A 26,694-nucleotide genomic window follows, 5' to 3' on the forward strand; every position below is an offset into this window, starting at 1 on the left:
TCATGTATTTTGAATATAGAAACTTCACTAAATTTTCACAAATGCTGTTTTTAAGGAAATAAACTAAAAATAAATAGGCAAAATTTAGCATGTACATGTGAAATCTATCAATGATTATCGTTAAGACTAGAAAATGCTATATATTTAATTTACAGAAATATAGAAATCAAAAATAGAACAAATACAATTTCTATATTATCTATAAAAAATACCTAAGCCTTTATCCATCGACGTACGCCACGACGAAATTTCAATACAAATTTAGAAAGAAATCTGTTGCAGCAGCTTAATCTTATGCTACATTTATACGCCTTTACTGTATCTCAGTAGCTTTATTTTAGATTCTGCATCGGAGACTAAGTTTAGAGAAAACAGAAATTTAAAGGAAAAGCGAAAACAATTTTTTCTGATATAGGTTTCAGATTTTTTCGCAAAATTTCCAAGTCAATCAGAGATTAATTTCCCTAGTCAAAAAATGATAAATCATCACTTGTGTTTTTAATTGTTATTTTTCCATATCTAGCTCACGTTGCCAATAACGGTGTTTTTTCATGAGATCAATCAACTGTGTGGTCCATTCTTTAGCATCTTTTTCTTGAATGATTCCTTTATCCACTTTTATATCAGACTTTTCTATTAATTTTTCAGTTCCTGAGGCAAAAGCAATGGCCTTGCAGTGCATAAATGCATCTTTTAACCATTCAAAATAATCAGGATTATTATAAAGCGTATCAACCGATGGTCCATTAGGGGTGTACAATGCGTCATACAGTACAGATGCATCAGTTTTATACGTGTTTTTGATAGTGGTAGTTTCTCCTTCTTCAAATTTTAAAGCCCCCACTTTTTCTCCAATGAGTACAGCTTCAGCCCCTTCATTTTCTAAAATTGTTTTCAAAGCATCTATACTTTTTTTCGAAACTCCGTCTGCTACCAAAAAAGCTACTTTTCTGGTTGCGATACTCCCCTCACCGTCTTTCACTTTCATGCTAAGCGCTTCAGATTTTTCAACCTCTAGCTTTTTGCCTTCAATAGGATAATTAGGGTGATTCTGACGAGCAAATTGCAATGTCAATTCATCTAAATCTTTTGGCGGCGTAATGTTTAAATTCTTTCCGACCTCTGACGCTAATTTGGGATCAATTTGATTAAGAATAGCGACTTGTCTTTCTCTAATTTTGGTATCTTTTACTTTAGACAATTCAAATGATAAAGCTTTAATGATGTGCAATTGTTCAATTTCCGATTGAGAATTAAAAAACAACCTCGCCTGAGAAAAATGGTCTGCGAAAGAATCTGAACGCTCACGCACTTTTCTAGCATTTATTTTTTCCTGATGCGATTGAAAACCCGTTTCACCTTTTAACATAGCATGATAAGGACATCCCGAAGCTTGGCTGTTTGGGAAATAAGAAACATTTCCTTTCAATATATCTATCCTAGAACTTCCATCTTTTTGATTGTTGGATTTTTGGTTTACAGATCTATTGATTGGAATTTCGTGGAAATTACCACCCAAACGATAATTTTGCGTGTCCATATAAGAAAAAATTCTTCCTTGCAATAGAGGATCATTAGAAACATCTATTCCTGGAACCAATCTGCCTGGATCAAAGGCTGCCTGCTCCGTTTCTGCGAAGAAATTTTCTGGATTTTTATTCAAAGTCATGGTTCCTAAAATTGTTACAGGAACCAATTCTTCGGGCACCAATTTTGTAGGATCCAAGATATCGAAGGAATATTTTAATTCATCCTCTTCTGGAATCAATTGTACGCCCAAATCCCATTGTGGAAAGTTAGCCTTGTCGATATTTTCCCACAATTCTTCGCGATGAAAATCTGAATTGTAGCCCGAAATTTTTTGGGCCTCATTCCAAGCTACGCCATGAACTCCCAATTTGGGTTTCCAATGGAATTTCACAAAAGTGCCTTTTCCTTCTTTATTCACCAATTTAAAACTGTGAACTCCGAAACCTTCCATCATTCTTAGAGAACGTGGTATTGCACGGTCCGACATTATCCACATAATCATGTGCGCAGATTCTGGAATTAAAGAAATAAAATCCCAAAACGTATCATGTGCGGAAGCCGCCTGAGGAATTTCCTTATTGGGCTCTGGTTTTACAGCATGTACTAAGTCTGGAAAATTCATGGCATCCTGTATAAAAAACACAGGAATGTTGTTTCCTACCAAATCATAATTGCCTTCCTCGGTATAAAATTTTACCGAAAATCCTCTTACATCTCTCGCTAAATCTGTAGAACCTTTGAAACCTGCAACCGTTGAAAATCTTACGAACACTGGTGTTTTCACTCCCATTTGAAGAAACTGTGCAGTAGTATATTGCGAAATATCGGCTTTCATCTCGAAAACGCCATGAGCTGCACTTCCTCTCGCATGTACCACACGTTCCGGAATTCTTTCGCGATCAAAATGCATCATTTTATCGAAATAGATATGATCCTGTTGCAAAGACGGCCCTCTATTACCAACCTTCAAAGAGTTGTTATTGTCATAGATAGGAACGCCGTCATTGGTGGTTAATATCTTCCCTACATTATCAGTCAGATGCTCCTCTAGCTGATTAGTTTTTATATTATTTTTATCTGTATTTTTTTCCATAATTAAGATTTTAGTGTTGTGTGTGTGCGTGTGTTATTTAGCTTTAATATTAATTTCAGAAGTAGCTAATTTCGAAAGTAATTTGTCCGCATTTTTTTCTTGCTTTAAGATAGAATTAAGCAATTTTTTGGCTTCCGTATGTTTTAGTAATCCCGCATAAGAAATCATAGTTCCATACGATGCAATTTCATAGTGTTCGGCTTTTTGACAAGCAGCTATAATACCTGCATCACGCACTGCTCCAGGCTGTGTTTCTTCTAAAACACCTTTACCCTCTTCTATAATACCTGCCATGGCATCGCATTTTTCTTCTTCATCTTTTATTCCAATAGATTTGAATACTGCTTTTAATATTTTTATGTGTTCAGCAGTTTCCTTTCGATGGTCATCGAGTGCTTTTTTCAGATGGGTTGAGGTTGCATTTTTAGACATTTTGGGTAAGGTTTTGTACAAGGCATTCTCTGCCCATAATGCATCTTTCAGACAACTTTCAAAAAGATCATCCAAAGTTGTAGCGGCATCTTTCTTAGCTGCTATTTTTGAGGTTGATTTTTTAGAAGGCGATTTTTTCCCATTTGACATGGACTTCTTGGTTACTTTCATAATTTATCATTTAAAAGTTTAATTTATGACGAAACTGTGGAATACACAGTGGAATTAATGGAATATAAAATATCCTCATTATCAAAAAAAACATCAATTAATGTGCCGAAAAAATGAATTTTTGTTAACAAAAACATAATTTAAATATTAATAATTTAAATTACTAAAGGCATAGTAATTGTAGGGTAAAATGAAAATTAACAATATGGGAAACGCACAATCTCCAACAGAAAATCTTAGTGGAACTAAGGCTATCAGTAAAATTAAAGACATTGCAGAGGGGGCAGGTACGTGCTTCTTCACAACCTTAATTGGTGAAAATTCTTCGAGCAGACCAATGGCCTTACAATCAGTAGATGAGCAAGGAAATCTCTGGTTTCTGAGTGATATTACGTCGGACAAAAATCAAGAAATTGAACACGACAATCATGTGGAATTGTACTTTATGAACAATTCAAAATATGAATATATAATGGTGAAAGGAAATGCTGTTGCTACTCAAGATAAAACTTTGATAGATAAATATTGGTCAAATTTTGCCAACGCATGGTTTGAAGGCAAAGACGACCCCAATGTTAGCCTTATAAAGGTTACCCCCAAAGAAGGATATTATTACGAAACTAAAGAAAATAAAATAGTAGCAATGTCTAAAATGCTTTTCTCCGCGGTCACGGGAAGTAGTATAGAAGATGGTGGTGTGGAAGGTCAATTGAATCTATAATTAATGCTGCTAAAATTCACTTCTAAAGGCATTTACTGTATTCCTGGAAAATTTTATATAGACCCTTGGAAACCAGTTGATTTAGCTGTTATCACTCATGGTCACGCCGATCATGCCCGAAGTGGAATGATAAAATATTTATGCCATCACTTTACCAAACCTATTTTATATTCAAGAATTGGTAGTAACATTGAATGTCAAAGTGTGGAATATGGAGAAACCCTCAATATTAATGGGGTAAAAGTTTCCCTTCATCCCGCTGGTCACATTATTGGTTCAGCACAAATTCGCATGGAATATAAAGGCTATGTTTCCGTCATTTCTGGTGATTATAAAATTCAAAATGATGGTATTTCCACCCCTTTTGAATCTGTAAAATGCAACGAGTTTGTCTCTGAAAGCACCTTTGGACTTCCCATCTACAACTGGCTTTCTGTGGAAGAACAAGAAAAACAAATGCGCAACTGGGTACAACAGAATAAAGCTAATGGTAAAACCTCCGTATTTATCGGCTATTCTTTAGGTAAATCGCAAAGAATTATGAAAGCTTTGGAAGGTTTGGATGAATTGAATGTGCATTATTCCATCGCAAAGCTCAATCAAGCCTATAAAAGTGTTGGTGTAAATCTACCCGACTACAAAACCATCGATTTACGAGAAGATAAAAAACATCTGGACGGAAAAATTGTATTACTTCCACCCGCTCTCATTGATAATCCTGCCATGAAGAAAATTCCCAATTTGGCGTATGCCATTTGTTCAGGATGGATGCAGATTCGAGGAGCCAGACGTTGGCGAAGTGCAGATGCAGGTTTTGCCATAAGCGATCATGCCGATTGGCAAGGTCTCATTACTGCCATCAAAGCTACGGAAGCGGAAAAAGTACATATCACACACGGACAAACCGCTGTTTTTTCAAAATATTTGAATGAAATTGGAATTTTTGCTGATGAAGTGAAAACCGAATACGGAAATGATGAAGAAACTCCAGAATTAGAGTCAGAATGAAAGATTTTGCCATTTTAATAAACGCTTTTGATAGCACTAATAAAACTTCCTTGAAACAGGAAGCTATTTTACGTTTTTTGGATGAAGCGAGCTCGCAGGATAAATTGTGGTTTTTGGCTTTGTTTACGGGTAAAAAGCCCAAGCGGAATGTCAATTCTACTTTTATGAAGCAATGGGCGATGGAAGTGGCAAATATTCCTGAATGGCTCTTTGTTGAAAGCTATTCTTCCGTTGGAGATTTGGGAGAAACCATTTCACTTTTGCTTCCCGAACCTAGTCATAAAATTGAACTTTCTCTTTCGGAATGGATGGAGAAAATTATGGCATTAAAAGACTTTTCGGAAGATCAAAAAAAACAGTTTGTATTAGAGGCGTGGAGAAGTTTAAATTCCATTGAGCGGTTTATTTTTAATAAATTATTAGGTGGAAGCTTTAGAATTGGTGTTTCCTCCAAAACTTTAATTAATACCTTAGCTAAATACTATCAATTGGATGCCACAGCCGTTGCACATAGCATTATGGGCGATTGGAATCCGCAAGAAATTGATTTTGATGCTTTAATAAAAGGCGAATATACCGACACCAATTTATCAAAACCTTATCCTTTTTGTTTGGCGTATGCTTTGGAAAAAAAATTGGAAGATTTGGGTTCCGAAGACGAGTGGCAGGTGGAATATAAATGGGACGGAATCCGAGGACAAATGATTAAAAGAAAGGAGGAAATTTTCATTTGGTCTCGTGGTGAGGAATTGGTCACTGCACAATTTCCTGAAATTGAAGATGAACTCAAAAGCTGGAAAGGAAATTTTGTTTTGGATGGTGAAATTTTAGCATTTAAAGACAATTCCGTACTCAATTTTAACGAATTACAAAAACGTTTGAACAGGAAATCTTTAACCAAAAAAATGTTGGAAGAAATTCCCATAGTGGTTTTTGTATATGATTTATTGGAGTTTGAAGGTGAAGATTATCGTGAAAAGCCACTTAGTTTAAGACGAGAAAAATTAGAAAATCTTCTTCAAAATAATCCTTCAGAAAGAATAGTTCTTTCAAAAATTATCAATTTTAAAAACTGGAATAATATTCCTGAAATTCGGGAAAAATCTAGAGAAATTAACAGCGAGGGTTTAATGTTAAAAAAAAATTCTTCTCCGTATCACACGGGCAGAAAAAAAGGCGATTGGTGGAAATGGAAAATAGATCCTTTAACTCTTGATGCCGTGCTTATTTACGCCCAAAAAGGGAGCGGCAGAAGAAGTGCTTATTACACCGACTACACTTTTGCCGTAAAAAAAGAAGGTAAACTGGTCACTATTGCCAAAGCGTATTCCGGCTTAACGGATAAAGAAATTCAGGAAGTCAGCAAATTTATTTCTAAAAATGTATTGGAGAAATTTGGTCCCGTAAGAACCGTAAAACCCGAACTCGTTTTTGAAATCGCTTTTGAAGGAATTGGCTACAGCAGTCGTCACAAATCGGGAGTAGCATTGCGTTTTCCAAGAATTGTGCGTTGGCGAAGAGATAAAAAAGTAGACGAAATAGATGATATTGAAGACATTAAAAAACTGATAACGTGACCCAAAAATTTGAGCAATCCGAAGGTTTTCAAATCATCCAAAAATGGTTGAATGAGAAAGGAATGTCGCCATTTTCTTTTCAGAAGGAAACATGGCAACGCTTTTCTAATGGTTACTCTGGAATGGTGATTGCGCCAACAGGTTTTGGGAAAACTTATTCCGTATTCATTGCGATACTCATCGATTTTTTTAATCAACCCGAAAAATATAAATCAGGTCTAAAACTGCTTTGGGTCACACCACTCCGTTCATTAGCAAAAGACTTGGCAAGAGCCATGCAAGAAGCCATTGACGAAATTGGTTTAGATTGGACAGTTGAAGTGCGAAACGGCGATACCGATCCCCAAATAAAGCAACGACAAAGCAAAATCATGCCCGATATTTTGCTCGTAACTCCCGAAAGTTTGCATCTGCTATTAGCTCAAAAAGACAATCAAAGATTTTTTAAAAATCTAAAATGTATCGCCGTTGATGAATGGCATGAGTTGTTGAGTACCAAACGTGGCGTCATGGTGGAATTGGCTTTGGTTGTTCTTAAACATCGCAATCCACTCATTAAAATTTGGGGAATCACAGCAACCATTGGAAATCTTGATGAAGCTTTAGAAGTTTTGATTCCCAATTCCCATAAAAGAACAAAAGTGGTTGCCAAAGAGCAAAAGAAAATTGAAATCCTCTCCGTATATCCGCCAGAAGTTGAAATTTTACCTTGGGCAGGGCATTTGGGCGGGAAATTAGTGAATGAAGTCGTACCCATTATTCTGAACTCCAAATCTACTTTGGTTTTTACCAACACTCGAAGTCAGGCAGAAATGTGGTATCAACTTTTGTTGGAAGTCTATCCTGATTTCGCGGGTCAAATTGCTCTTCATCACGGTTCTATTGATGTGGATTTGAGAAATTGGGTGGAAGAAAATCTTAGTAATGGAATTTTAAAAGCCGTAGTTTCTACCTCGTCTTTGGATTTAGGTGTGGATTTTAAACCTGTGGACACCGTCATTCAAATTGGTTCTAGTAAAGGTGTTGCGAGGTTTATGCAACGTGCAGGAAGAAGCGGCCACTCCCCTTTTGAAACTTCAAAAATCTATTTTGTTCCCACTCATTCTTTAGAAATTATTGAAGCTGCAGCGCTTAAAGAAGCAGTTAAAAATAAAGTGATTGAAAAACGTGAACCCTTTGTTTTAGCATATGATGTTTTGGTTCAATTTCTAGTTAGTTTAGCTTTAGGCGGCGATTTTTATGCGGATGAAATGTATCCTGTTATCCAAAAAACCTTTGCTTTTTCTGAAATGACTGAAGAAGAATGGCAATGGTGCATTTATTTCATCACACAAGGTGGAAAAACAGGAAAAAACTATGAAGAATTTCATAAAGTGGTAAAACAAGATGATGGAAAATTAGTGGTTGAAAAAAGGAAAATCGGAATGCTACACCGCATGAATATTGGCGTTATTGTAAGTGATTCCATGTTGAGGGTGAAATTTCTCTCTGGTGGTTATATTGGGATGATAGAGGAATATTTTATATCAAAACTACATAAAGGTGATAAATTTATTTTGGCCGGTCGGGTTTTAGAATATGCAATGCTAAAAGAAATGACGGTTTATGTAAAATTATCCAGCGGAAAAGCTATCACTCCCAGTTGGTTGGGTGGAAGATTGCCTCTTTCTTCTAATCTCAGTTTTTTTTTAAGGAAAAAATTAGCCGAATCTTTATCTCCAAACTCAAGGGAAAAGGAACTGAAATTTTTGCATCCTTTATTGGCTAATCAAAATGAAAATTCCCACATTCCCAAAGAAGATGAATTTTTAGTGGAGCAAATAAAAACCAGAGAAGGCTATCATCTCTTTTTTTATCCATTTGAAGGACGTTTGGTGCATGAAGTGATGTCTGCATTATTGGCATATAGAATCTCAAAATTATACCCCATTAGTTTCTCAATGGCGATGAATGATTATGGTTTTGAATTGTTTTCTGATCGGGAAATTATATTAACAGATGAAGAGCTGAAACAGGTTCTTTCCAGAGAAAATCTGATGCAAGATGTGGTTAGTAGCGTAAATGCTGCTGAAATGGCGAAACGGAAATTTAGAGATATTGCCGTCATATCGGGATTAGTGGTACAAACAATGCCAGGAAGACAGATCAACAATAAATCTTTACAATCCTCGTCGGGAATTATATTTTCTGTTTTAGAAGAGCACGATCCCGAGAATTTATTATTGAGACAAGCTTACACAGAGGTTTTTAATCAGCAATTAGAAGAAGGACGGTTAATCGCCGCATTTGACAGAATAGAAAAAAGTAAAATTATTTACATACATTCGGATCGATTTTCACCACTTAGTTTCCCTATAAAAGTGGATAGTTTGCGTCAATCTTTATCCAGTGAAGATTTGGCAACGAGAATAAAAAAAATGCAAGAAGCCAACATAAAAAAGAAAAGTAAAACAAAATGAATCTCGTAGAAAAAGAAATTATCATCCGTAATCATCATTTTGTACTTACTAACCAGAGAGCTTTGTTCTGGAAAAATGAAAAAAGTTTAATAATTTCCGATTTGCATTTAGGAAAAACTGCGCATTTCAGAAAAAATGGAATTGCATTACCTGCAGATATTATTCATCAGGATTTGCAGCGGCTGTCTTATTTAATTGAATTTTATATCTGCGAAAAACTCATTATTGTTGGTGATTTTATCCATGCGGGGAAAAATTCAGAATTTGAAATTTTCAAAACTTGGAAAATGCAATTCCCCAATCTCAAAATTATTTTAGTAAAAGGTAATCACGACAAAATTTCTATTGAAACTTTGTACAATTTGGGCGTTTCTGAAGTTTATAAACGACTTAGAATAGATGATTTTATTTTCAACCATGAAGACCTTGAAATGCAAGACTTTTTTGTGATTTCAGGTCATATACATCCTGGAGTAAGCCTGCAATCGACTGTGAAGAAATTTTTAAAATTTCCATGTTATATTGTTTCCGAAGACAAACTTATTTTACCCGCTTTTAGTTCGTTCACAGGTTTGGATACACAAGACTATTATCCCAATGCACAAAAATACATCTTTGATGATGCTTGTATTTTAGCATTGTAAATCGTTTCAGCTGTACATGTTTTTATATAGGTTTTCTGTTCTTAAATGTTTTCCTTTTTCATTTATAATGGTGAAAAATGACACAAAAAGCAACTACTTTCTAACATCTGTTTGGCTTAATTTTGGTTAATTTTACATCTGATAATTAAAAAAATACCATGGATCGTATTCAAGAAAAATTAATGATATTGGCAGATGCTGCCAAATACGATGTAAGCTGTAGTTCTAGCGGAGGAAAACGCAAAAATAGTGGAGGTATTGGAGATGCTTCGGCATCAGGAATTTGTCATACGTATACAGAAGATGGGAGGTGTGTTTCTTTGTTAAAAATCCTTCTTACCAACCATTGCATTTACGATTGTGCCTTCTGTGTTTCCAGAAAAAGTAACGATGTAAAAAGAGCTGCTTTCACCGTTGATGAAGTGGTAGAATTGACGATGAATTTTTACCGCAGAAATTATATTGAGGGACTTTTTCTAAGTTCAGGGATTTTCAAAAGTGCAGATTATACCATGGAGCGATTGATGCGTATTGTGAAAAAACTTCGTGTGGAGGAGAAATACAATGGGTATATCCATCTTAAAACCATTCCTGGTGCTAGCGAAGAGCTTATAAAAGAAGCTGGATTATATGTCGACAGAATGAGCATTAATCTTGAAATGCCTACAGAAGCTGGATTGAAGTTGGTAGCTCCAGAAAAAAATCACGATAGTGTAAGAAAACCTTTGGCTTTTGTTCAAAATCAAATTCAAGAAATCAAATCGGAATCAAAATTAATAAAACATAAACCCTTATTTGTACCTGCGGGGCAAAGCACGCAGATGGTAATTGGCGCAACGCCAGAAAATGATTTTGAAATTATGAGTGTTGCCGACGAGTTTTATAAAAATTACAATCTGAAAAGAGTGTATTATAGTGGCTACATCCCAATAAATTCAGAAAACACCATACTCCCTCAAGTGGGAACGCAACCTCCATTAATTAGAGAAAACAGGCTATACCAAACCGATTGGCTTTTAAGATTTTATGACTTTAAATTGGATGAAATTCTTAACCCAACCTTCACCAATCTAGATATGGATATTGATCCAAAATTAGGATGGGCACTTAGAAATCCGTATTATTTCCCTATTGATATTAATACGGCCAGCTATCAAGAAATTATACGAATTCCTGGCGTGGGAAGAAAGTCTGCAATGAAAATGATTCAAAGTAGAAAATTTGGAAAATTGCGTGAGTATCAGGTAAGAAAAATGGGCATCAGCTTTAATAGAGCCAAATTTTTTATGGTATGTGCCGATACGTCTTTTGAAATGGGAGAACTTGCTCCGTTGAAGATAAAATCTCTTATTACTTCACCCTCTAAAAGTAAATATAAAAGTAATGTACCAAGTAATCAGCTTAGTTTATTCTAAGCTCGTAAAATATAAATTATGAAAAACAAAAATTTAAAATATGCCCTATTTGCAATAACTACCTTGGGCATTACCGCAATTACCATAGCATGTTCTACAAAAAAAGGGAAAATGAGTTCTAAAGTAGTTGTAGTTCAAAACTTTGATGTTAATCGATATGTGGGCCAATGGTATGAAATCGCAAGGCAGGATTTTAAACATGAAAAAGATTTAAAAAATGTTACAGCAAACTACTCCAAACGAGATGACGGTAAAATTGCAGTTGTTAATAAAGGCTATAACTATGTCAAGAATGAATGGGAAGAAGCCCATGGAAAAGCAAAATTTAATGGTCCAAAGAATAAAGGAGCATTAAAGGTTTCATTTTTTGGCCCATTTTATTCGGAATATAATATTGTGATGATGGATCCTGCGTATGAAACCGCACTTATTTTTGGTGAAAGCACGGATTATATTTGGATACTTTCTCGAAACAAAACTATTCCTGAGGTGACCAAGCAAAAATTTGTAGCCTACGCCAAAGAGCAGGGTTATGATATTAAAAAATTAGTGTGGACCATACAAGATTAGGATGATTTATACTTTTGATGGCAGTTATTACGGCTTTCTTTCGGTGGTTTTTGAAAGTTTCGAAAGTAAAAAATTTGATGTAAAACCTCTTCTATCTAGTAATTTCACAGCAGAACTCTTTGAAGAAGTTTATGATGTAGTTACGGATGATATTAAAGCAAAAAGAGTCTTAAAGGGATTAAAATCCAAATTAAAATCTACCGAAGTTCTCAATATTTTTAAAGTTTTTTTGTCGGAAGATGAAGCTGTATGGCAATCCCTTATCTATTGTATCCAGCAGATATTTCTAGGTAACGAAAAAATATTGACCAATTTTGGAAACTTTCATGTATTAAAATTCGACCAAGCCCTTACCCGCGTGAATCGAGAACGACACAGAATGAAGGCATTCATCCGTTTTCAGAAAAGTTCAGATAATATGTTTCATTGCATGATTGAGCCGGATTTTAATGTATTGCCACTTATTGCAGAATTTTTTAGAAATCGTTATACAGATCAAACTTGGTTGATTTATGATATTAAGAGAAACTATGGTCTTTTTTACGATTTAAAAAGTGTTTCCGAAGTTACTTTATCTCCTGTTCAGCAAAATGCATTATCTAAAACTGATGCTACAATACAGCTGGATGACATGGAAGAAAAGTACCAGAATCTTTGGCAGCAGTATTTTAAAAGCACCAATATTGAAGCCCGCAAAAATATGAAACTACATCTGCAACACGTCCCACGAAGATATTGGAAGTATTTGACGGAGAAAAGCTAGTAAAATTAATAGTTAATTCTTATTTGAGAAAAACACTCAGTTAATTTAAGATTTTTAGTAGAAAAAAACTCTTTATTATGAAAAATCACATTGTTGGGTTGAAAAATGATTTTTTAATGAAATAAATATTGACAATTAATAAAATTGTGAATCGAAAAAATTAATATAGAGAAAGTAAGCTCAAAATCCAAATCACATCATGCAGAAATTTCCCTAAGATAGTCGTTTAGTTTTTAATTACTAGGTAATGGCAAAATTTTGTTTTCGTTAATACATTTTGTAAATTTTGAAATCAAATGCTCTGCTTGTGGTAATAATTGAATTATAGCCTCAACAAGGTCTTCAATAATATATTCGTTTGAAAGTCAGATATTAATATATGTTTTTGAAATTTTTAATATACATGGCTGGTGTATTGTTCTCGCACTTATTTATTGTTGGCAAATATACTTCATAACTAACGATAAATGCAGCACTGACATCTCTAACACCCATATCTGAAACTTTCTATTGGTGTTTGAAAAAATTAATTATATGCCCTAATAAAATCTCGCAGCGCCCCTATATTCCATGTGCGAAGCCAATACTCAACACAGATTGCATTTGTTTATTATGGTTTTTAAATATATTTATTAAAATTATTTCCTTTTCTTCTTTGCCTAAATATTGAGTTTTTAATATTTATGAAGTAATGATTGGAGAAAAAATCTTGATTAAAAATACAAACGCAGATTTATCTTCTGCGTTTGTATTTAATAGCTAATTAACTTAATCCTTAAGGCTTCCAAAAGCTCCAGACTGTACCGTTGTAAACAGCCAATTGCTTTTTGACTGTATCATAAGCCATCATTCCTGGTGCTGGATTTTTGATATTAAGATGTGGACTTGCTACTTTGGGTAATACCATCGCTTTGTTGGTATCGGTAAGAACCAGAATGCCAGCTGTTGTATCTGTTGCACCATTAGCCCCAATTGCCGCTTTTGCATCAGAACTCTCTTTTACATTATCCTGCAATGAACTGTTGATTGATACAAAATCTGCTGGACTGTTTACGGTAATAGCGGTATTAGAAGTATTGGTATAGGTTAACGGAAAACTTGGAGCAGTAAGGCTAAACCAAGCGCCGTCTTTACGGTATTTGACTTGCTTATCCGACAAGTCAAAAATAATTGTTCCATTTGCTATCGTGCCTTGCATTCCTCGATAACCAGCGCCCGTTGTTGCATTATATGCTATAGGTTGGTTATTAACTGTAGAAGCCCAAGGTAAGACCAAGCCTTTTTTGTTATCGGCTTTATCATAAAATTCTAATGCAATACTAGGATTGGTAATTGTATTAGCGGGTTGTATTTTGCTCAGTTCCGATTTACCTATTGCCACTTGAGCAACCGCTGAAAATGATAAACCTAATAAGCCTATTGCGAGTATATTTTTTATATTTTTCATGTAGATTGTTATTTAATCCTTCAAGGTTTAAAAAACCTTGAAGGATGGTTAAATAATTTTATAGTCATTAATCAGGACAAGCTGGCGTGATAATACAATGCCATGCCATAGCTGCATCACCTTCTTTCAATGTATAAATCTTGAGACATTTAGCCTCTGTATCATACACCATCATAGCTTCGACTGGATTGATAATATTGGCTAAACCTGCCGTAGTGGCCACTCTGTTCACTACAAAACCTTTTTCTTTGGATTCTAAAACCGTCCAAGCGCTCTCTCTTACCATTAGCCAATTGCCATTGTTGTCCCCTGCTCTACCCAAAGCTGTAATACCTTGCTGTGAAGGATAGGAATTTCCTGAATCCAAAATACCAGGTTTGAAGCAGAAGCATTGATTGGCGCTCGAATTTTGCGAATCTCCTAGACTTTGTCCGCCGCCGTTGGTATAACCCGTTGGCGGTGTGGTAAAGGTTGGTACTCCATTAGCATCTACTGTATTTCCTAAGTTTTGGTTAGGTGTTTGGCTAGCAATTATTCCTGTGACTGAATGTAGATCAGCATTGGTAAAGTTAGCGCCACCTTCGATAGCATCGGGACAGCCATCGCCATCAGAATCGAGATCTAATCGGTTAGGTATTCCATCACCATCGGTATCGCATTCAACACTACCAAATAATTTGAAATCGTCATGGGAAATAGGAGTTGTATTATTCCCTGAAACATTATAAAAATAAACTCTAAATTTATATGTTATGCCCGCTTCTAAATAAAGTACTCCATTGTTAACAGCAACTTCAAAATCTTGTGTTATAGTAGGGTTAAAAAGTTTATCGCCATGCACCAAAACATTTGTGGCAAAATTATCTTTAGACATTCTTACTGAATAATGATAATTGGTTGTAGAAACTCCAGTATTTTGATAATATCCTATGTTTTTTATTCCAATATTTTCAATGGTATGGATTGTATATTCCACATATTCATTATTGACTATTGCACTAGATTCGTTTAAAGCATCTATTCCTGATATTATTTGATAATTATCAACGGCATGTATAGTTCTGGTTAATCCCGCACCCACTGTACTAGGTTGTCCAGTTAAAACTCCCGGATCTGGGTCTGCATTGTAATTTCCAGTATTAAACCAAGTTACTATATTGTACACGGGTTCTGAACATTCATTAGAATCTAAAATACCGTCATTGTCATCATCTAGATCACAAACATCCGCAATACCGTCGCCATCAGAATCTAAGCCTGTACAAGGGATAAAGCAATTTGTATATTCTGGATCTGTTATTGTATAGTAAGAAACTTTAACTTCTACTCCTTCTAAATTTGTACAATGATTAAAATTAGCGTTCCAATAAAATACATAGTATGTACCAGGTCCAATTGCAGTAACATCATTAATTTTATTAGCAGCAATACGAGTTGGTGTAGTATACCACTCTACGGTATAGCCTGAAGGAGTAGTACTTAAAATAGCGTCTGCTAAATTACTTGTGCTTCCTGGACATATTTTTATATCTTTTACGACTGGATAAGGAGGTAGAGGTAAAGCACATAAATTAGATAATTTAGCACCATTAAATAAATAAACAGAAGTTGATACAGAATTGCCATTAGCATAGGCTCCACTTTGATTATGACCTATGTATCCTAGTTTATAATCACAATCTTTAAAGATCGTAGAAATATGCCCACCTGTTTCTACAGCCAATATCTTATCATTAGGGTTCAAACCTCCTGTCATATAACGAGGATTAACTCCTTTCAGAAAACTGTAACCCGTATTTACTGATGTTGCTGCTCCATTATCATCACCAAAGCCTAATGTACTATAATGATTAACTCCCCATGACCATAGTTTACCATCGGTAGTTAGAGCTTGTACAACAGCTATACCAGTATCGTCATGTTCGTTTGGACTAATCCAAGCAATATTCGTCATGTTGGTTGTAGCATTGGCTGATTTTACATTTATCCATACAAGACTTTCTGGTGTTGTAGTTCCATCAGAAAATATTCCCAATTGTTTTTTATCATTCGCACCCAAACTATATAAATTTCCGTTTGTTGCTAATAAATAGTATGAATTATTTCTTGTTGTTCCTGGATTCGTACTAGTCATCCCAATCATTTTAGGAATAACACCTGTTGGTAAAAGCATTTTGGTAGCAAATAGCTTATTAGATTTTGCATTCCCATCGCCTAAATAAACATCAGATCCCCAGGTGTAAATTTCTCCTAAATCAGTCAAAGCCATCAATGCATTGGTTTGCCCCCTAACAGCAACTACTCTTGTTAATGGAACAGAACTATTTATCATTACTCTATGCCATATTTTAGCATTAATATTTGTTTGTGCAGAACCATCTCCATTTTTATTACCTACATCAGATAGAACATAAGCATCTCCTGTACACGTTACAATAGACAAGGTCTTATAGGCACCAAACATCATTTTTACATCTTGCGGATTAACGCCTGCAGGCAAACCATAAACATTGGCACCTGTTATATTAGTATTGTCAATTTTATTAAAAGCATCGTTCGCTTTTATTCCTGTACTCAATAAAACACCAGCTTCTCCCCAAGAATACAAACCAGTACTTGTCAGTAAAGCATATTGGGCTTTTTTAGAAGAGCTAAGTGCTGTCCCCATTGCAACCTTTAAAGATGTTCCTGTATACGTATATCCATTTGCTGGAGAAAGTTCTGTAGGAGTCGTTAAATTATCAACCCCGTTTGCTGCTGCACCTTGTCCCCAAATAAGATAATTACCTGAAGTTTGTTTAGCAATTGAACCATGATAGCCGGAAATTAAATTATCGTATTCTATCGTATTAGGATCCGATGTGTTAAGGAAAGTATTGTCATTACAATTACCCGACACACAATGATTGGTAATATTTTTTGTTTCAAAAACTATCTCATTTTGAGAATGGAAAGTCATACCATAGTTTGAAAAATCTCCAAGCTCGGTCCCATTTCGAAACGCCGTATAGCGCCAGGTATAAGTCTGTCCCAACATTACATTAAATGCAGTAGTAGCATTAGTAGGATTTGCGAATAAATCAATATTAGCAATCGGTTTTACGAAAGACCCAACTTCATTGCTGGCAAAATTATTAGAATATACTTTAATTGACTCACTTTTAACTCGTACATCTGGAGGTAAGTTATTTATATAATTTCCAATAGTAATCTTAAAAGTACCTAAGGCTTCTAAATCAGAGTTTTTTAATTGTTCCGTAAACCAGTGGTCTGTATTAAGAAGAGACGAAGAGCTAAAAGTTGTACTATTTCTGTTTTTTAAAGGCAAATTTCTGTACCATGAATTGGTGTTAGTAGTTGGATCTTGCAGATTAGCACGAACGACAAGGGCAGAACTTGTAGCAGAAATTACATATTTTGAAAGAGTCTGGTTCCAACCATTAGTACTATAACTTGGTTTAGTATAAGTTACTGGTAAGGTAAAAGAATTCCCAATTCCTGGTATCGCAATGTCACCAGACTTTAAAGTAAATACAATATTGATTATTCCGTTTGATATTGAAATAGGATTGTTGAGCGCAATAGTAGCATCCGTATCCATTTTATATGTCGTTGTTGTATAATCTGCTACATTTCCACTATTAATATTGGTATTTCTTGTATAACTATTATTGCTTAAGTCTAGATCTGTTTGTCCTGATTGGAAGGATACTGTGGCTGTATTTGAAATAATTCCAGATGTTCCTGCCGTACCCCCTATTGAAAAAACCACCGCACTGCCAGAAGGTAAAGAAGGTATCAGAAGTCCTCCACTTTGCAACTGCGAAATACTAACGGAAGATGGACATAAAGACGAGCCTCCATTTCCTGCACCCGCCTTACAAGTAATTGAAGTGGCATTGAAATTTCCAAAACTAGGTACTTTTACTAAAACATTAGTAGCAGTAGTAGGGCCATTATTGGATACATAAATTTTATAGGAAAAGGCTTGATTTGGACTAACTGCTGTTGGGCTTTCCACATTAACAGCAATATCTGTCTGTGCATATATTATGGTTGTTAGTATAACCAAAATAAATGCATAAATTTTTTTTAAAATTATCATTTTTTTGTGTGTTTATTTATGATGTATCTTTTAAAACTATTATTTAGACAATAGAAAGCTAATAGATACTTTTTAACAATATTGAATAACTTCTTATGTATTATTCTTAAGCTATAGAATTAATATCATATTTATTAGTCTGAAAGATATTATTCAAATAATATAAAAATTAGTGCATTTTTTTCGTTCATGTTTTATTTATGCAAGCTATAATAATGAGCAATTCTAATTACATCCCTCACTATAACCAACTAAATAACAGACACTTAAAATATTTGCACTTTCTTGATATTTATATAAAACTGAAGAATATTTAAAGTTATTGTAAACTTTATTATATGTATAAAACGGGAGGCGGTCTAACCAATAATTGATTTCTCAAACCGTCTAAAATAATAAGCGGATTATTATAATGAAAAGAAGACGTCTCCAAATAATTTCGCGAAAGTATTAATCTTAAAAATACCCTAGAAAGTGCTTTATCTGAATAAACAAAAGAACAGATCGCAAAACGGTCTATATTTTTTGCATTTATAAAAGTTTGAGAAGGATAAGAATTTCTATAGACACTATTTTCTTTGTTAGTTTTAGTAATGGTTTTTTCTTTCTTCGGTAATTTTGATATATACTTAGTTTCTTTTTTCGTTACCCTAGATTTAGATGCCTGCTTTTTCATTACAAGCTTAGAAGTATGGTCAACTATAATAGTTCCTTCTGTTAAAAATATCCCATTATGCTCTCTTACTTCAGACATTTCATAATCTTGAGAACTATACAGCGTGGTATTTTCTTGTATATATAAGCTTGTACTGTCAGAAACAGTAGTATGAGCATGTAAGCTACACGAAAGGATAAGAAACTGCACAACAAAAACCATCTGTACAATTACAGGTGGTTTTTTGAGATTACATACTTTCTCTTTTCTCATCATTTGTTATGTCCTTTAAGTTTTTTAATTCTTAAAACCCATATTGCAAAAATACATTTCAAATGGGGGTATATAATAACTTCCACCTATCACACAGATAACACAAATTATAAATCACTGATCTTTAAGCTATTACAAATCGCCCAAGCCCCCAATTCTTTTTTAATTAATAAACTTTCCTTATAAAAACATTCTTGCTTCAATTATTAATTTATGATTAAGCTGGTATTCTTTAGAGTAAATATTTTAGAATTTCAGTAAAGTACATTCGTTTGTTATATTTTTCTGATTATCAGTAATTAACAACAAACTGAAATATCAATTGAATTTTATCATTTAACTACGTTCTGTTCGAGCAAGCTCTTGTGTCGACGAAGGAGAAACCCAAAGTTCAACGTAGTTAAATCTCTTGTTTTAAAGAGATTCCTCAATCCGCTTCGTTTCTTTCGGAATAACAAACTGATTATTATGACAAATAGCGGACAATCACATATATTTTTAAAAAACTTACTCAGAACTTTAAAATATCAACTAGTTAAAAATAAAGCTATGTACGAATTGGTTAAGGAAAAAAGCTACGCCAATGCCCTTATCCATTGATACAAGTCAATATTAGAATCAATATATAATTTTTTTCGAAGTCGGTTCTTTCTTATTTGAACAGCTCTAAGTGTCACAAAAGTATATTCCGCTATGTCCTTAGATGAAAAGTTCATATAAAGCATAGCACAAAAACTCAATTCGGAAGATGTGAGTTGGGGGTAGGATTTTTTTAGAGCATCAACGAATTCTGGGTAGGTTTCACTAAAAATTATAAAAAATTCTGGTGCATTTTTTTTTGCCAAATTTATGAGCTCTTCAAAGTTATTATCCAAAATTTTCCCTTCTAATTCTTGAATCCTAAGACTACTATTGCTAATAACTTTTCTTTTTTCCCTTAATCTCATTTTATATTTATTAAGTGTTTTTCTATTATATAAAAAATATATAATCATGAAAAACAATAACAAACCTCCCAACGCCCAATATTTCCATAGTAATTTTTGAGAATCACCTTTTTCCTTTTCCAAAAGATAATCTAATACTTGCACATTAAGTCGCTTATTGTCATTTTCATAAAGGCTATTCAGCGCTTGATACTTTTCATAATGATCTATAAATTTCGCTCTGTTCTTGCTTTTATAAATCTGACTTAATTCAAGATGTAGCTCTTGCTCAACATTGGGCATGCCTAGTTTTTGTGCATTATGCAATGCGCTTTCATAATGTAAAATCGCTTTTTCAAAATCTCCCAATTTAGAATATAACAGACCATATATCTCATCTGTTGAGAAACTATATGGTATTTGATATTCATCAAGCATTTTTTTTGATTTTGTCAAATAAAACTGTGCACTATCTATTTTATTCTCCTCAATAAAAACCTTACTTAACTGATTATAAACTGTAATATATGAGATAGCTTCATTTTTAGGCTCAAAATTTGATAATAAGACACGAGCTCGATTAAGATTTACAAGGGCAGAGTCCCTATTATGGCTACGCTGATACAATTCTGAAAGATTTTGATATCCCCATAATAAAACAAGATTTTTTTTATATTCATCTGTTAGCAATCGTCCTTTCTCCAACTGTTTTCTAAACTCTAGATCAGCTTTACTATCAAATTTCAAGTAAGAATAAAGCAAACCTTTTATCCGATGCGTTTCAATTACCATTTCTTTATTACTTTCAAAATCTAGATGAGACTCGGCTTTTTTTATATACTCTAAGGACTTGGCATACTGTCTGGTTTCTAACAATACTTTAGCTATAAAAATATTGGATTTAATAATACCATTGGAATACGAAATTTTTTCTGAAACCTCCAAAGCTTCATTAGCTTTTTTTAAAGATTCTAATAACTTAATCTTTGCAAATGCATCATGAGATTCTTTTAGTTTTACATCTACCTTTTCAATACTACTATTTTGAGAACTAAAAAACTGAAAGAATAAAACAAAAAACAACAAAATTAATTTCGTCATAAACATGTATTTTATTACAAAAAATTATACATTAAAGATATAAAATATTGTCACAAGTAAATTCACCGCAAAAGTTCAATTTTGTAGATTTTTAACTACAAGATATAGGTGAAATTAAATTTCAATATAGCATTTACTAAATTGCTAATTATGTTAAGTTTTAAGGTCTACAAAAAAGACCAGACTGTGCAAACTACAATTTATAACATTGCAAATTCCTGAAATAGGTTGACTAAATATTGTCAAGCTATGGAACAGCAAAACCATCTATAACAAAGCTGGTTTTTATCCATATGAAATTTCGAATGTTGTATCTTAAATTTTCTAAGGATGCTAAAGTCTTTGCTAGAAAGATTTATCTATTATGAATTGGGATAAAAAAATGGGTTGTTATAGGTCGCCATGTGCGAGCAGTACGCGCGCATCAACTAGGGAATGTAGTTAATAACATTCAGAAAATCTATTTAATAAGATGTCAAACAATTGCAAGACAAAGAAGTATTATAAAATTGGATAACAATTGTAGGAATTAGCTTCTAAACGTCCAAAGAAAGCTATGTAAATTAGGAAAAAAAGCGAAGCTTTTAGTTTGTAAATTATATCACATCATCATTCTGAGTGGTTGTAAAATGATGTTCAATAACCTCTATGGAGGTATTGCATAATTCTACCAATTGGTCATCATCGTAATTTTCAAAATTAAAATCGTCCGGAACATCAATACTGTATTCCGTAATTTTTTCTGTGTTGATGATGTCAATTCCCATTATGTCATTTAGGGAGGTAAGCATACATCCATCTCTAAGCAGAGGTATTTTTTGAGTTACAGAATTTTTAAATCGGTATAACTTAACTGTTTTCATAATTTTTGTGGTCTTTCATGAAAGTAATGAGTTGCATCCTAATAGAAGCAAGATATTGTTTGAGATCTTGCACTGTAATACCTTTCTCTCTTCTAGACAAAAACAAAGGTGTTTCATTCAATAATAAATATAATTCGGGATACGAATACTGGATTTTATCCGTCACCTTAAAGATTTTTTTTGTAAGATTTTGCAGATTATCTGGTGGTTTCATATTTTGTATCTTTAAATGAAATATAATAATGTTGACTTTTTCAATTAAAAAAGGACAGGACTTTATAAGTACCTGTCCATTTTCTATTAAAACCCTTTAAAACATATGTACTATTTCTCTAGATTTTAATATTCTCATTATGAAAGTTGAGAATTTTGGATAATAGTAATTACTTCTTCACGATTTTTACTTAGTTTATTTTCTAATCTTCCCAACAATTCATTTTCTTTTCCTTTTTCAAACACCAGATCTGAATCTTTAAGTTGTGAATATTTTTCTTTTAATTGTTTGGATTGCTCTTTCCAGTCTCCAGTTATTTTAAAAGTCTCTTGAACTTTATTGTGATTTGTATTCATTAGTAGATATTTTATGTAACAGAATTATTACTATCCAAAGGTGATATTTTAAAAACTTATTCTGCTATGCATTTCATTGTTAGATTTACATATATCCCACATTTTCAAAGATCTTCTAAATTTTTAAGGCGTTTATACTTCAATTGCTTATAAAATGATGGAGAAAGTCCAGTGATTTTTTTGAACTGGTTAGAAAGATGCGCAACACTGCTGTAATTGAGTTTATAAGAGATTTCGGTAAGATTAAGTTCATCATACAAAAGCAGTTCTTTTACCTTTTCTACCTTATGGATGATGATGAAATGCTGCAGCGTCATCCCTTTCACTTCGGAGAATGTATTGGCGAGATAGGTATAATCATAACCAAGCTTCTCACTGAGATAATCCGAGAAATTTTCTTTCGGTAACGATTCGGAATAATGGATCATTTCTGTGACCGCATTTTTTATTTTCTCAATCAGAATACTTTTTTTATTATCTAAAAGTTCGAGACCTGTTTTCAGAAGATTTTCTTTTAAGATTTCTCTTTGCTCTGTAGTAATATCGTCCAATAATTCTACCACGCCCAAATCCACTACAGCATTTTTGATGTTGAGTTTTTCAAGTTCCTGATGAACCACCATTTTGCAGCGCAGGCTTACCATATATTTTATATATAATTTCATAATCCTTTACTGTATTTAAGTCCGCCAATCAATATGTTGACAGCCACTCATTCAAAGTTAGTTCTTTAAATTTTAATGTCTGTGATTTATGTAACAAAATGAAAGACTATTACAAAGCTTTAATATTTTAATAGATGATCTTTACGAATAACAAAATTTAAAATAATGTCTAGACAAAAAGAAGGTAAAAAGAAATCCGATAAAACTGCTCCCCTAAAAACTGCAAAGGAAAAACGGGAAGACAAACAAAATAAAAAGAAAGATAAAGAAAGCGAGAGTCGCAATGCTGCAACCTAAATGGTAAGAATAAAAAAAGAGGGAATTCTACTCCAAAAAACTGGACTAGATTTCGAGAATGAAGGCGTTTTAAATCCTGCGGTAATTAAGGAAAACGGAAAAATACATTTGTTCTACCGTGCAGTTGCCAAAGGTAATTTTTCAAGCATTGGGTATTGCCTATTATCGGATCCGCTTACCGTAGAAAAACGATTGAATGCACCGATTATCGTTCCAGAAAGTACAGAAGAAAAACACGGTATTGAAGATCCTAGAATAGTAAAAATTGAAGATATATTTTACCTTACCTACACCAGTTATGATGGCATCAATGCTTTAGGAACATTAGCGACTTCAAAAGATCTTAAATCCTGGAAAAATAACGGAATTATAGTTCCAAAAATTTCTTACGAAGCGTTTAAGATTTTATCAGAATCAGAGGGTTTAATACCTGATAAATATAGAAGATACAACGAATTTCAAATTAGCCACCCCAACAGTGATCCTGTTTTTTTATGGGATAAAAATCTAATTTTCTTCCCTCGAAAAATAAACGATAAATTTTATTTCCTTCACAGAATAAGACCTGACATTCAGATTGTGTGTGTAAAAAATATCGAAGATCTGAATCCTGAATTCTGGCAAAATTATTTTTTGCATTTCAACGACCATATTCTTTTATCTCCAAAATATGACCACGAGTCAAGTTATATCGGAGGCGGTTGCCCGCCCATAGAAACAGAATATGGCTGGTTGATGATTTATCACGGTGTTTATGATACCGTTAATGGTTATGTTTACACTGCTTGTGCCGCTTTATTAGATATTAATAATCCTAAAATTGAAATTTCCAGACTTTCTTACCCGCTTTTCAAGCCAGAAGAAGAATGGGAACTTCACGGAGAAGTGAATAATGTCTGCTTCCCCACAGGAACTGTTGTAGAAAACGATACCCTGTACATCTATTACGGAGCCGCAGACGAAAGAATTGCCGTAGCCTCTCTTAGTATGTCAAAATTATTGAAGGAACTGATGATGTAGGCGATATCATGATGATTCGGTAAGAATTATCAAAAAAGAAAATTACAATGAACAAAAATAATAATAAAGACGCGGAGGATAAAGAAATAGCACAATCTTCAAAAAACCGAAAACACAAAATATATCATAAACCTGAGATTGTCTTCATCAGTTCTTTTCCTCCAAAGGTGTGCGGGATTGCTACCTACACCCAAGATTTAATACAATCTCTTCAGTCGAAATTCGGAGAATCCTTCAAAGCAAGCATTTGCCCAATGGGAACAGAAGAAGAAAACTTTGAATATAAAGAATTTACCCAATACAAACTGAACACTTCCGATGCGGTCGCCTATATGGAGCTTGCCGTAGAAATTAATAAAAATGATAATATTCAGTTCGTCATGCTTCAGCACGAATTTGGCTTTTTTAATGAAACCAAAAGTGGGCTGTATCTTTTACTTAGGAATTTAAAAAAAGAAGTCATCATTACCTTTCATACCGTCTTACCCAAGCCTAATCAGGAATTAAGGGAAAAAGTAAAAGAAATTGCAGATTTTTCTAAATCCATTATTGTGATGACCAGTATTTCTGCTGATATCCTTTCCAACGATTACAATATTCCTCTCGAAAAAATTACGGTAATTCCTCACGGAACACATCTGCTGCCTTTTACCGATAAAATTGCTTTGAAAGAAAAATATGGTCTTAAAGACAAAAAAGTCCTTTCGACATTTGGATTATTAGGATCAGGAAAAAATATTGAAACCACACTGAAAGCTTTACCGGAAATTATCTCTAAAAATCCAGATGTTATTTTTTTAATTTTAGGCAAAACACATCCTGCAATAGCGAGAAATGAAGGAGAAAAATATCGTGAACATTTGGAAGATCTTATGTGCAAACTACACTTGGAAAACCACATCCGCTTTATTAATGAATATCTTCCCTTGCCAGAATTATTAGAATATCTGCAGCTTACCGATGTTTATCTTTTCACCTCAAAAGACAGAAATCAGGCCGTGAGCGGCACTTTTTCCTATGCCATTAGTAGCGGATGTGCTATTGTTTCTACACCGATTCCGCATGCTTTGGAAGTATTAAAAGAAGACACCGGAATTATCATTGATTTTGAAGCGCCCGAACAATTGACGCTTGCAGTAAATACTTTATTGGAAAATGAAAACAAACGGGAAGTATTACATGCAAAATCTTTGGAAAAAATGGCTCCTACAGCTTGGGAGAATTCATCTATTCTACACGCTTTGTTATTCCAAAAGTTAGGTAAAAATACTATAAAGCTTCATTATACTTTACCTAATATCAACCTTGGTCACATACAAAATATGACGACAGATTTCGGGATAATCCAGTTTTCAAAAATCAGTAAGCCGGATATCAATTCGGGTTACACATTGGATGATAACGCGCGGGCGATGATTGCTATTTGTCAGCATTATGAAATCAGTAAAGACAAAGCAGATTTGCAGTTAATTTCAATTTATTTAAATGTTATCAAATTTTGCCAGCAAAAAGACGGAAGTTTCTTGAATTACATCGATAAACAAAAACAATTCACTAAACAAAACTATGAAACCAATCTGGATGATTCCAACGGCAGAGCAATTTGGGCGTTAGGCTATTTAATATCGTTAAAAGAAATTCTGCCTCAAGAATTTTCTGAAACTGCAGAAAAGATCATTCAAAAAAATCTTGTCTGGGCACAAAAAATTCATTCTACCAGAGCAATGGCTTTTATGATAAAAGGATTCTACTATCAGAATTCCGAAAAGACTATTCCTTTATTAAAAGACTTGGCTGAGCGTCTCGTGAAAATGTACCAGCATGAAGCGAAAGACGATTGGCATTGGTTTGAAAGCTATCTAACTTACGGAAATAGTGTATTACCAGAAGCTTTACTCTGTGCTTGGATTATTACCCAAAATGAGGTTTACAAAAAAATTGCAGAGGAATCTTTCCATTTTTTACTATCTAAAATTATGGTTGATGATAATATAAAAGTGATTTCCAACAAAGGCTGGCTACAAAAAGAAAATACCGAAAACAATCCGCCAATTGGCGGGGAACAACCTATTGATGTTGCTTATACCATTTTGGCACTCTCTACATTTTACAAGGTATTTGAGGATGAAAAATATGCACAGATGATGAAAAATTCTTTTAACTGGTTTTTAGGAAAAAATCACCTCAATCAAATTATCTATAATCCTGCAACTGGTGGTTGTTACGATGGTCTTGAAGAAAAAAACGTCAACCTTAATCAGGGCGCAGAATCTACAATCAGCTATCTAATGGCGAGACTTTGTTTTTGATTTGCTATTTCAAACAAAAAAAGCCCCTTGCAGGGCTTTCCAAGTGATATTTACAATCACTTTTTCGATAATATATATGG

General features: G+C 33.8%; 22 protein-coding genes. 11 read left to right on the forward strand and 11 right to left on the reverse strand.

Translation table 11 applies throughout. The features are described 5' to 3' along the window. Positions 1-505: 505 nt before the first annotated feature. Positions 506-2,623, reverse strand: a complete 2,118-nt coding sequence (locus ACVFVN_RS01405; protein ID WP_456233857.1) for a catalase — start codon at positions 2,621-2,623, stop codon at positions 506-508. 33 nt (positions 2,624-2,656) lie between these two features. Next, positions 2,657-3,226 carry a YciE/YciF ferroxidase family protein gene (locus tag ACVFVN_RS01410; RefSeq protein WP_456233858.1) on the reverse strand — a complete coding sequence of 190 codons (570 nt, stop codon included), beginning with the start codon at positions 3,224-3,226 and terminating at the stop codon, positions 2,657-2,659. A gap of 190 nt (positions 3,227-3,416) precedes the next feature. Between ACVFVN_RS01410 and ACVFVN_RS01415 the strand changes: the two genes are divergently transcribed. The 8 genes from ACVFVN_RS01415 (at position 3,417) to ACVFVN_RS01450 (ending at position 12,383) form a co-directional block, all read left to right on the forward strand. Beyond that, the gene (locus ACVFVN_RS01415) at positions 3,417-3,947 is read left to right on the forward strand and encodes a pyridoxamine 5'-phosphate oxidase family protein (protein ID WP_165133318.1); all 531 of its coding nucleotides are present in this window, start codon (positions 3,417-3,419) and stop codon (positions 3,945-3,947) included. A 3-nt stretch (positions 3,948-3,950) separates the two neighbouring features. Continuing rightward, on the forward strand, positions 3,951-4,955 hold the full coding sequence (locus ACVFVN_RS01420; RefSeq protein WP_456233859.1) for a ligase-associated DNA damage response exonuclease: 1,005 nt from the start codon (positions 3,951-3,953) through the stop codon (positions 4,953-4,955). Further along, positions 4,952-6,532 (forward strand): ATP-dependent DNA ligase, encoded by a 1,581-nt coding sequence (locus tag ACVFVN_RS01425; RefSeq protein ID WP_456233860.1) that lies wholly within the window; start codon positions 4,952-4,954, stop codon positions 6,530-6,532. The genes ACVFVN_RS01420 and ACVFVN_RS01425 overlap by 4 nt, the downstream gene beginning before the upstream one ends. Continuing rightward, on the forward strand, positions 6,529-8,991 hold the full coding sequence (locus ACVFVN_RS01430; RefSeq protein WP_456233861.1) for a ligase-associated DNA damage response DEXH box helicase: 2,463 nt from the start codon (positions 6,529-6,531) through the stop codon (positions 8,989-8,991). Before ACVFVN_RS01425 ends, ACVFVN_RS01430 begins: the two co-directional genes overlap by 4 nt. After that, entirely contained in the window at positions 8,988-9,635 is a 648-nt protein-coding gene (gene pdeM / locus ACVFVN_RS01435) for a ligase-associated DNA damage response endonuclease PdeM (protein ID WP_456233862.1), read from the forward strand. Before ACVFVN_RS01430 ends, pdeM begins: the two co-directional genes overlap by 4 nt. Positions 9,636-9,793: 158 nt before the next feature. Continuing rightward, positions 9,794-11,050, forward strand: coding sequence for a putative DNA modification/repair radical SAM protein (locus tag ACVFVN_RS01440; protein WP_456233863.1), 1,257 nt, complete (start codon positions 9,794-9,796; stop codon positions 11,048-11,050). Positions 11,051-11,068: 18 nt separating this feature from the next. Beyond that, positions 11,069-11,620, forward strand: coding sequence for a lipocalin family protein (locus tag ACVFVN_RS01445; protein WP_456233864.1), 552 nt, complete (start codon positions 11,069-11,071; stop codon positions 11,618-11,620). Position 11,621: 1 nt separating this feature from the next. Further along, entirely contained in the window at positions 11,622-12,383 is a 762-nt protein-coding gene (locus ACVFVN_RS01450; protein ID WP_456233865.1) for a TIGR03915 family putative DNA repair protein, read from the forward strand. Between the two features lie 372 nt (positions 12,384-12,755). Here ACVFVN_RS01450 and ACVFVN_RS01455 read toward each other — a convergent pair whose 3' ends face one another. The 9 genes from ACVFVN_RS01455 to ACVFVN_RS01495 all read right to left on the reverse strand — a co-directional run bounded on the left by ACVFVN_RS01455 (position 12,756) and on the right by ACVFVN_RS01495 (position 22,988). Next, a complete protein-coding gene (locus ACVFVN_RS01455) occupies positions 12,756-12,878 on the reverse strand; it encodes a phage integrase SAM-like domain-containing protein (RefSeq protein ID WP_456233866.1) in 123 nt (40 codons plus the stop codon). Between the two features lie 280 nt (positions 12,879-13,158). Next, the gene (locus tag ACVFVN_RS01460; protein WP_456233867.1) at positions 13,159-13,830 is read right to left on the reverse strand and encodes a hypothetical protein; all 672 of its coding nucleotides are present in this window, start codon (positions 13,828-13,830) and stop codon (positions 13,159-13,161) included. A 67-nt stretch (positions 13,831-13,897) separates the two neighbouring features. Beyond that, entirely contained in the window at positions 13,898-17,935 is a 4,038-nt protein-coding gene (locus ACVFVN_RS01465; protein WP_456233868.1) for a hypothetical protein, read from the reverse strand. 334 nt (positions 17,936-18,269) lie between these two features. After that, positions 18,270-18,866, reverse strand: coding sequence for a hypothetical protein (locus ACVFVN_RS01470; RefSeq protein WP_456233869.1), 597 nt, complete (start codon positions 18,864-18,866; stop codon positions 18,270-18,272). 572 nt (positions 18,867-19,438) lie between these two features. Further along, positions 19,439-20,890: a hypothetical protein gene (locus tag ACVFVN_RS01475; protein ID WP_456233870.1), complete on the reverse strand. Its 1,452-nt coding sequence runs from the start codon at positions 20,888-20,890 to the stop codon at positions 19,439-19,441. 596 nt (positions 20,891-21,486) lie between these two features. After that, positions 21,487-21,753, reverse strand: coding sequence for a heme oxygenase (locus ACVFVN_RS01480; RefSeq protein WP_456233871.1), 267 nt, complete (start codon positions 21,751-21,753; stop codon positions 21,487-21,489). Beyond that, entirely contained in the window at positions 21,740-21,967 is a 228-nt protein-coding gene (locus ACVFVN_RS01485) for a hypothetical protein (RefSeq protein ID WP_456233872.1), read from the reverse strand. Before ACVFVN_RS01485 ends, ACVFVN_RS01480 begins: the two co-directional genes overlap by 14 nt. Before the next feature lie 137 nt (positions 21,968-22,104). Further along, on the reverse strand, positions 22,105-22,323 hold the full coding sequence (locus tag ACVFVN_RS01490; protein WP_456233873.1) for a hypothetical protein: 219 nt from the start codon (positions 22,321-22,323) through the stop codon (positions 22,105-22,107). Positions 22,324-22,427: 104 nt separating this feature from the next. Further along, on the reverse strand, positions 22,428-22,988 hold the full coding sequence (locus ACVFVN_RS01495; protein WP_456233874.1) for a helix-turn-helix domain-containing protein: 561 nt from the start codon (positions 22,986-22,988) through the stop codon (positions 22,428-22,430). A gap of 165 nt (positions 22,989-23,153) precedes the next feature. Here ACVFVN_RS01495 and ACVFVN_RS01500 point away from each other — a divergent pair, with 165 nt between their 5' ends. From ACVFVN_RS01500 to ACVFVN_RS01510, 3 genes are read left to right on the forward strand one after another with little or no spacing between them, the layout of a single operon-like run. Continuing rightward, complete coding sequence (locus ACVFVN_RS01500; protein ID WP_456233875.1) at positions 23,154-23,285, forward strand: hypothetical protein; 132 nt, start codon at positions 23,154-23,156, stop codon at positions 23,283-23,285. Continuing rightward, positions 23,286-24,305, forward strand: a complete 1,020-nt coding sequence (locus tag ACVFVN_RS01505; RefSeq protein ID WP_456233876.1) for a glycoside hydrolase family 130 protein — start codon at positions 23,286-23,288, stop codon at positions 24,303-24,305. A gap of 47 nt (positions 24,306-24,352) precedes the next feature. Beyond that, a complete protein-coding gene (locus tag ACVFVN_RS01510; protein ID WP_456233877.1) occupies positions 24,353-26,614 on the forward strand; it encodes a glycosyltransferase in 2,262 nt (753 codons plus the stop codon). Positions 26,615-26,694 lie beyond the last annotated feature (80 nt).

The sequence above is a fragment of the Soonwooa purpurea genome, from assembly GCF_053891095.1.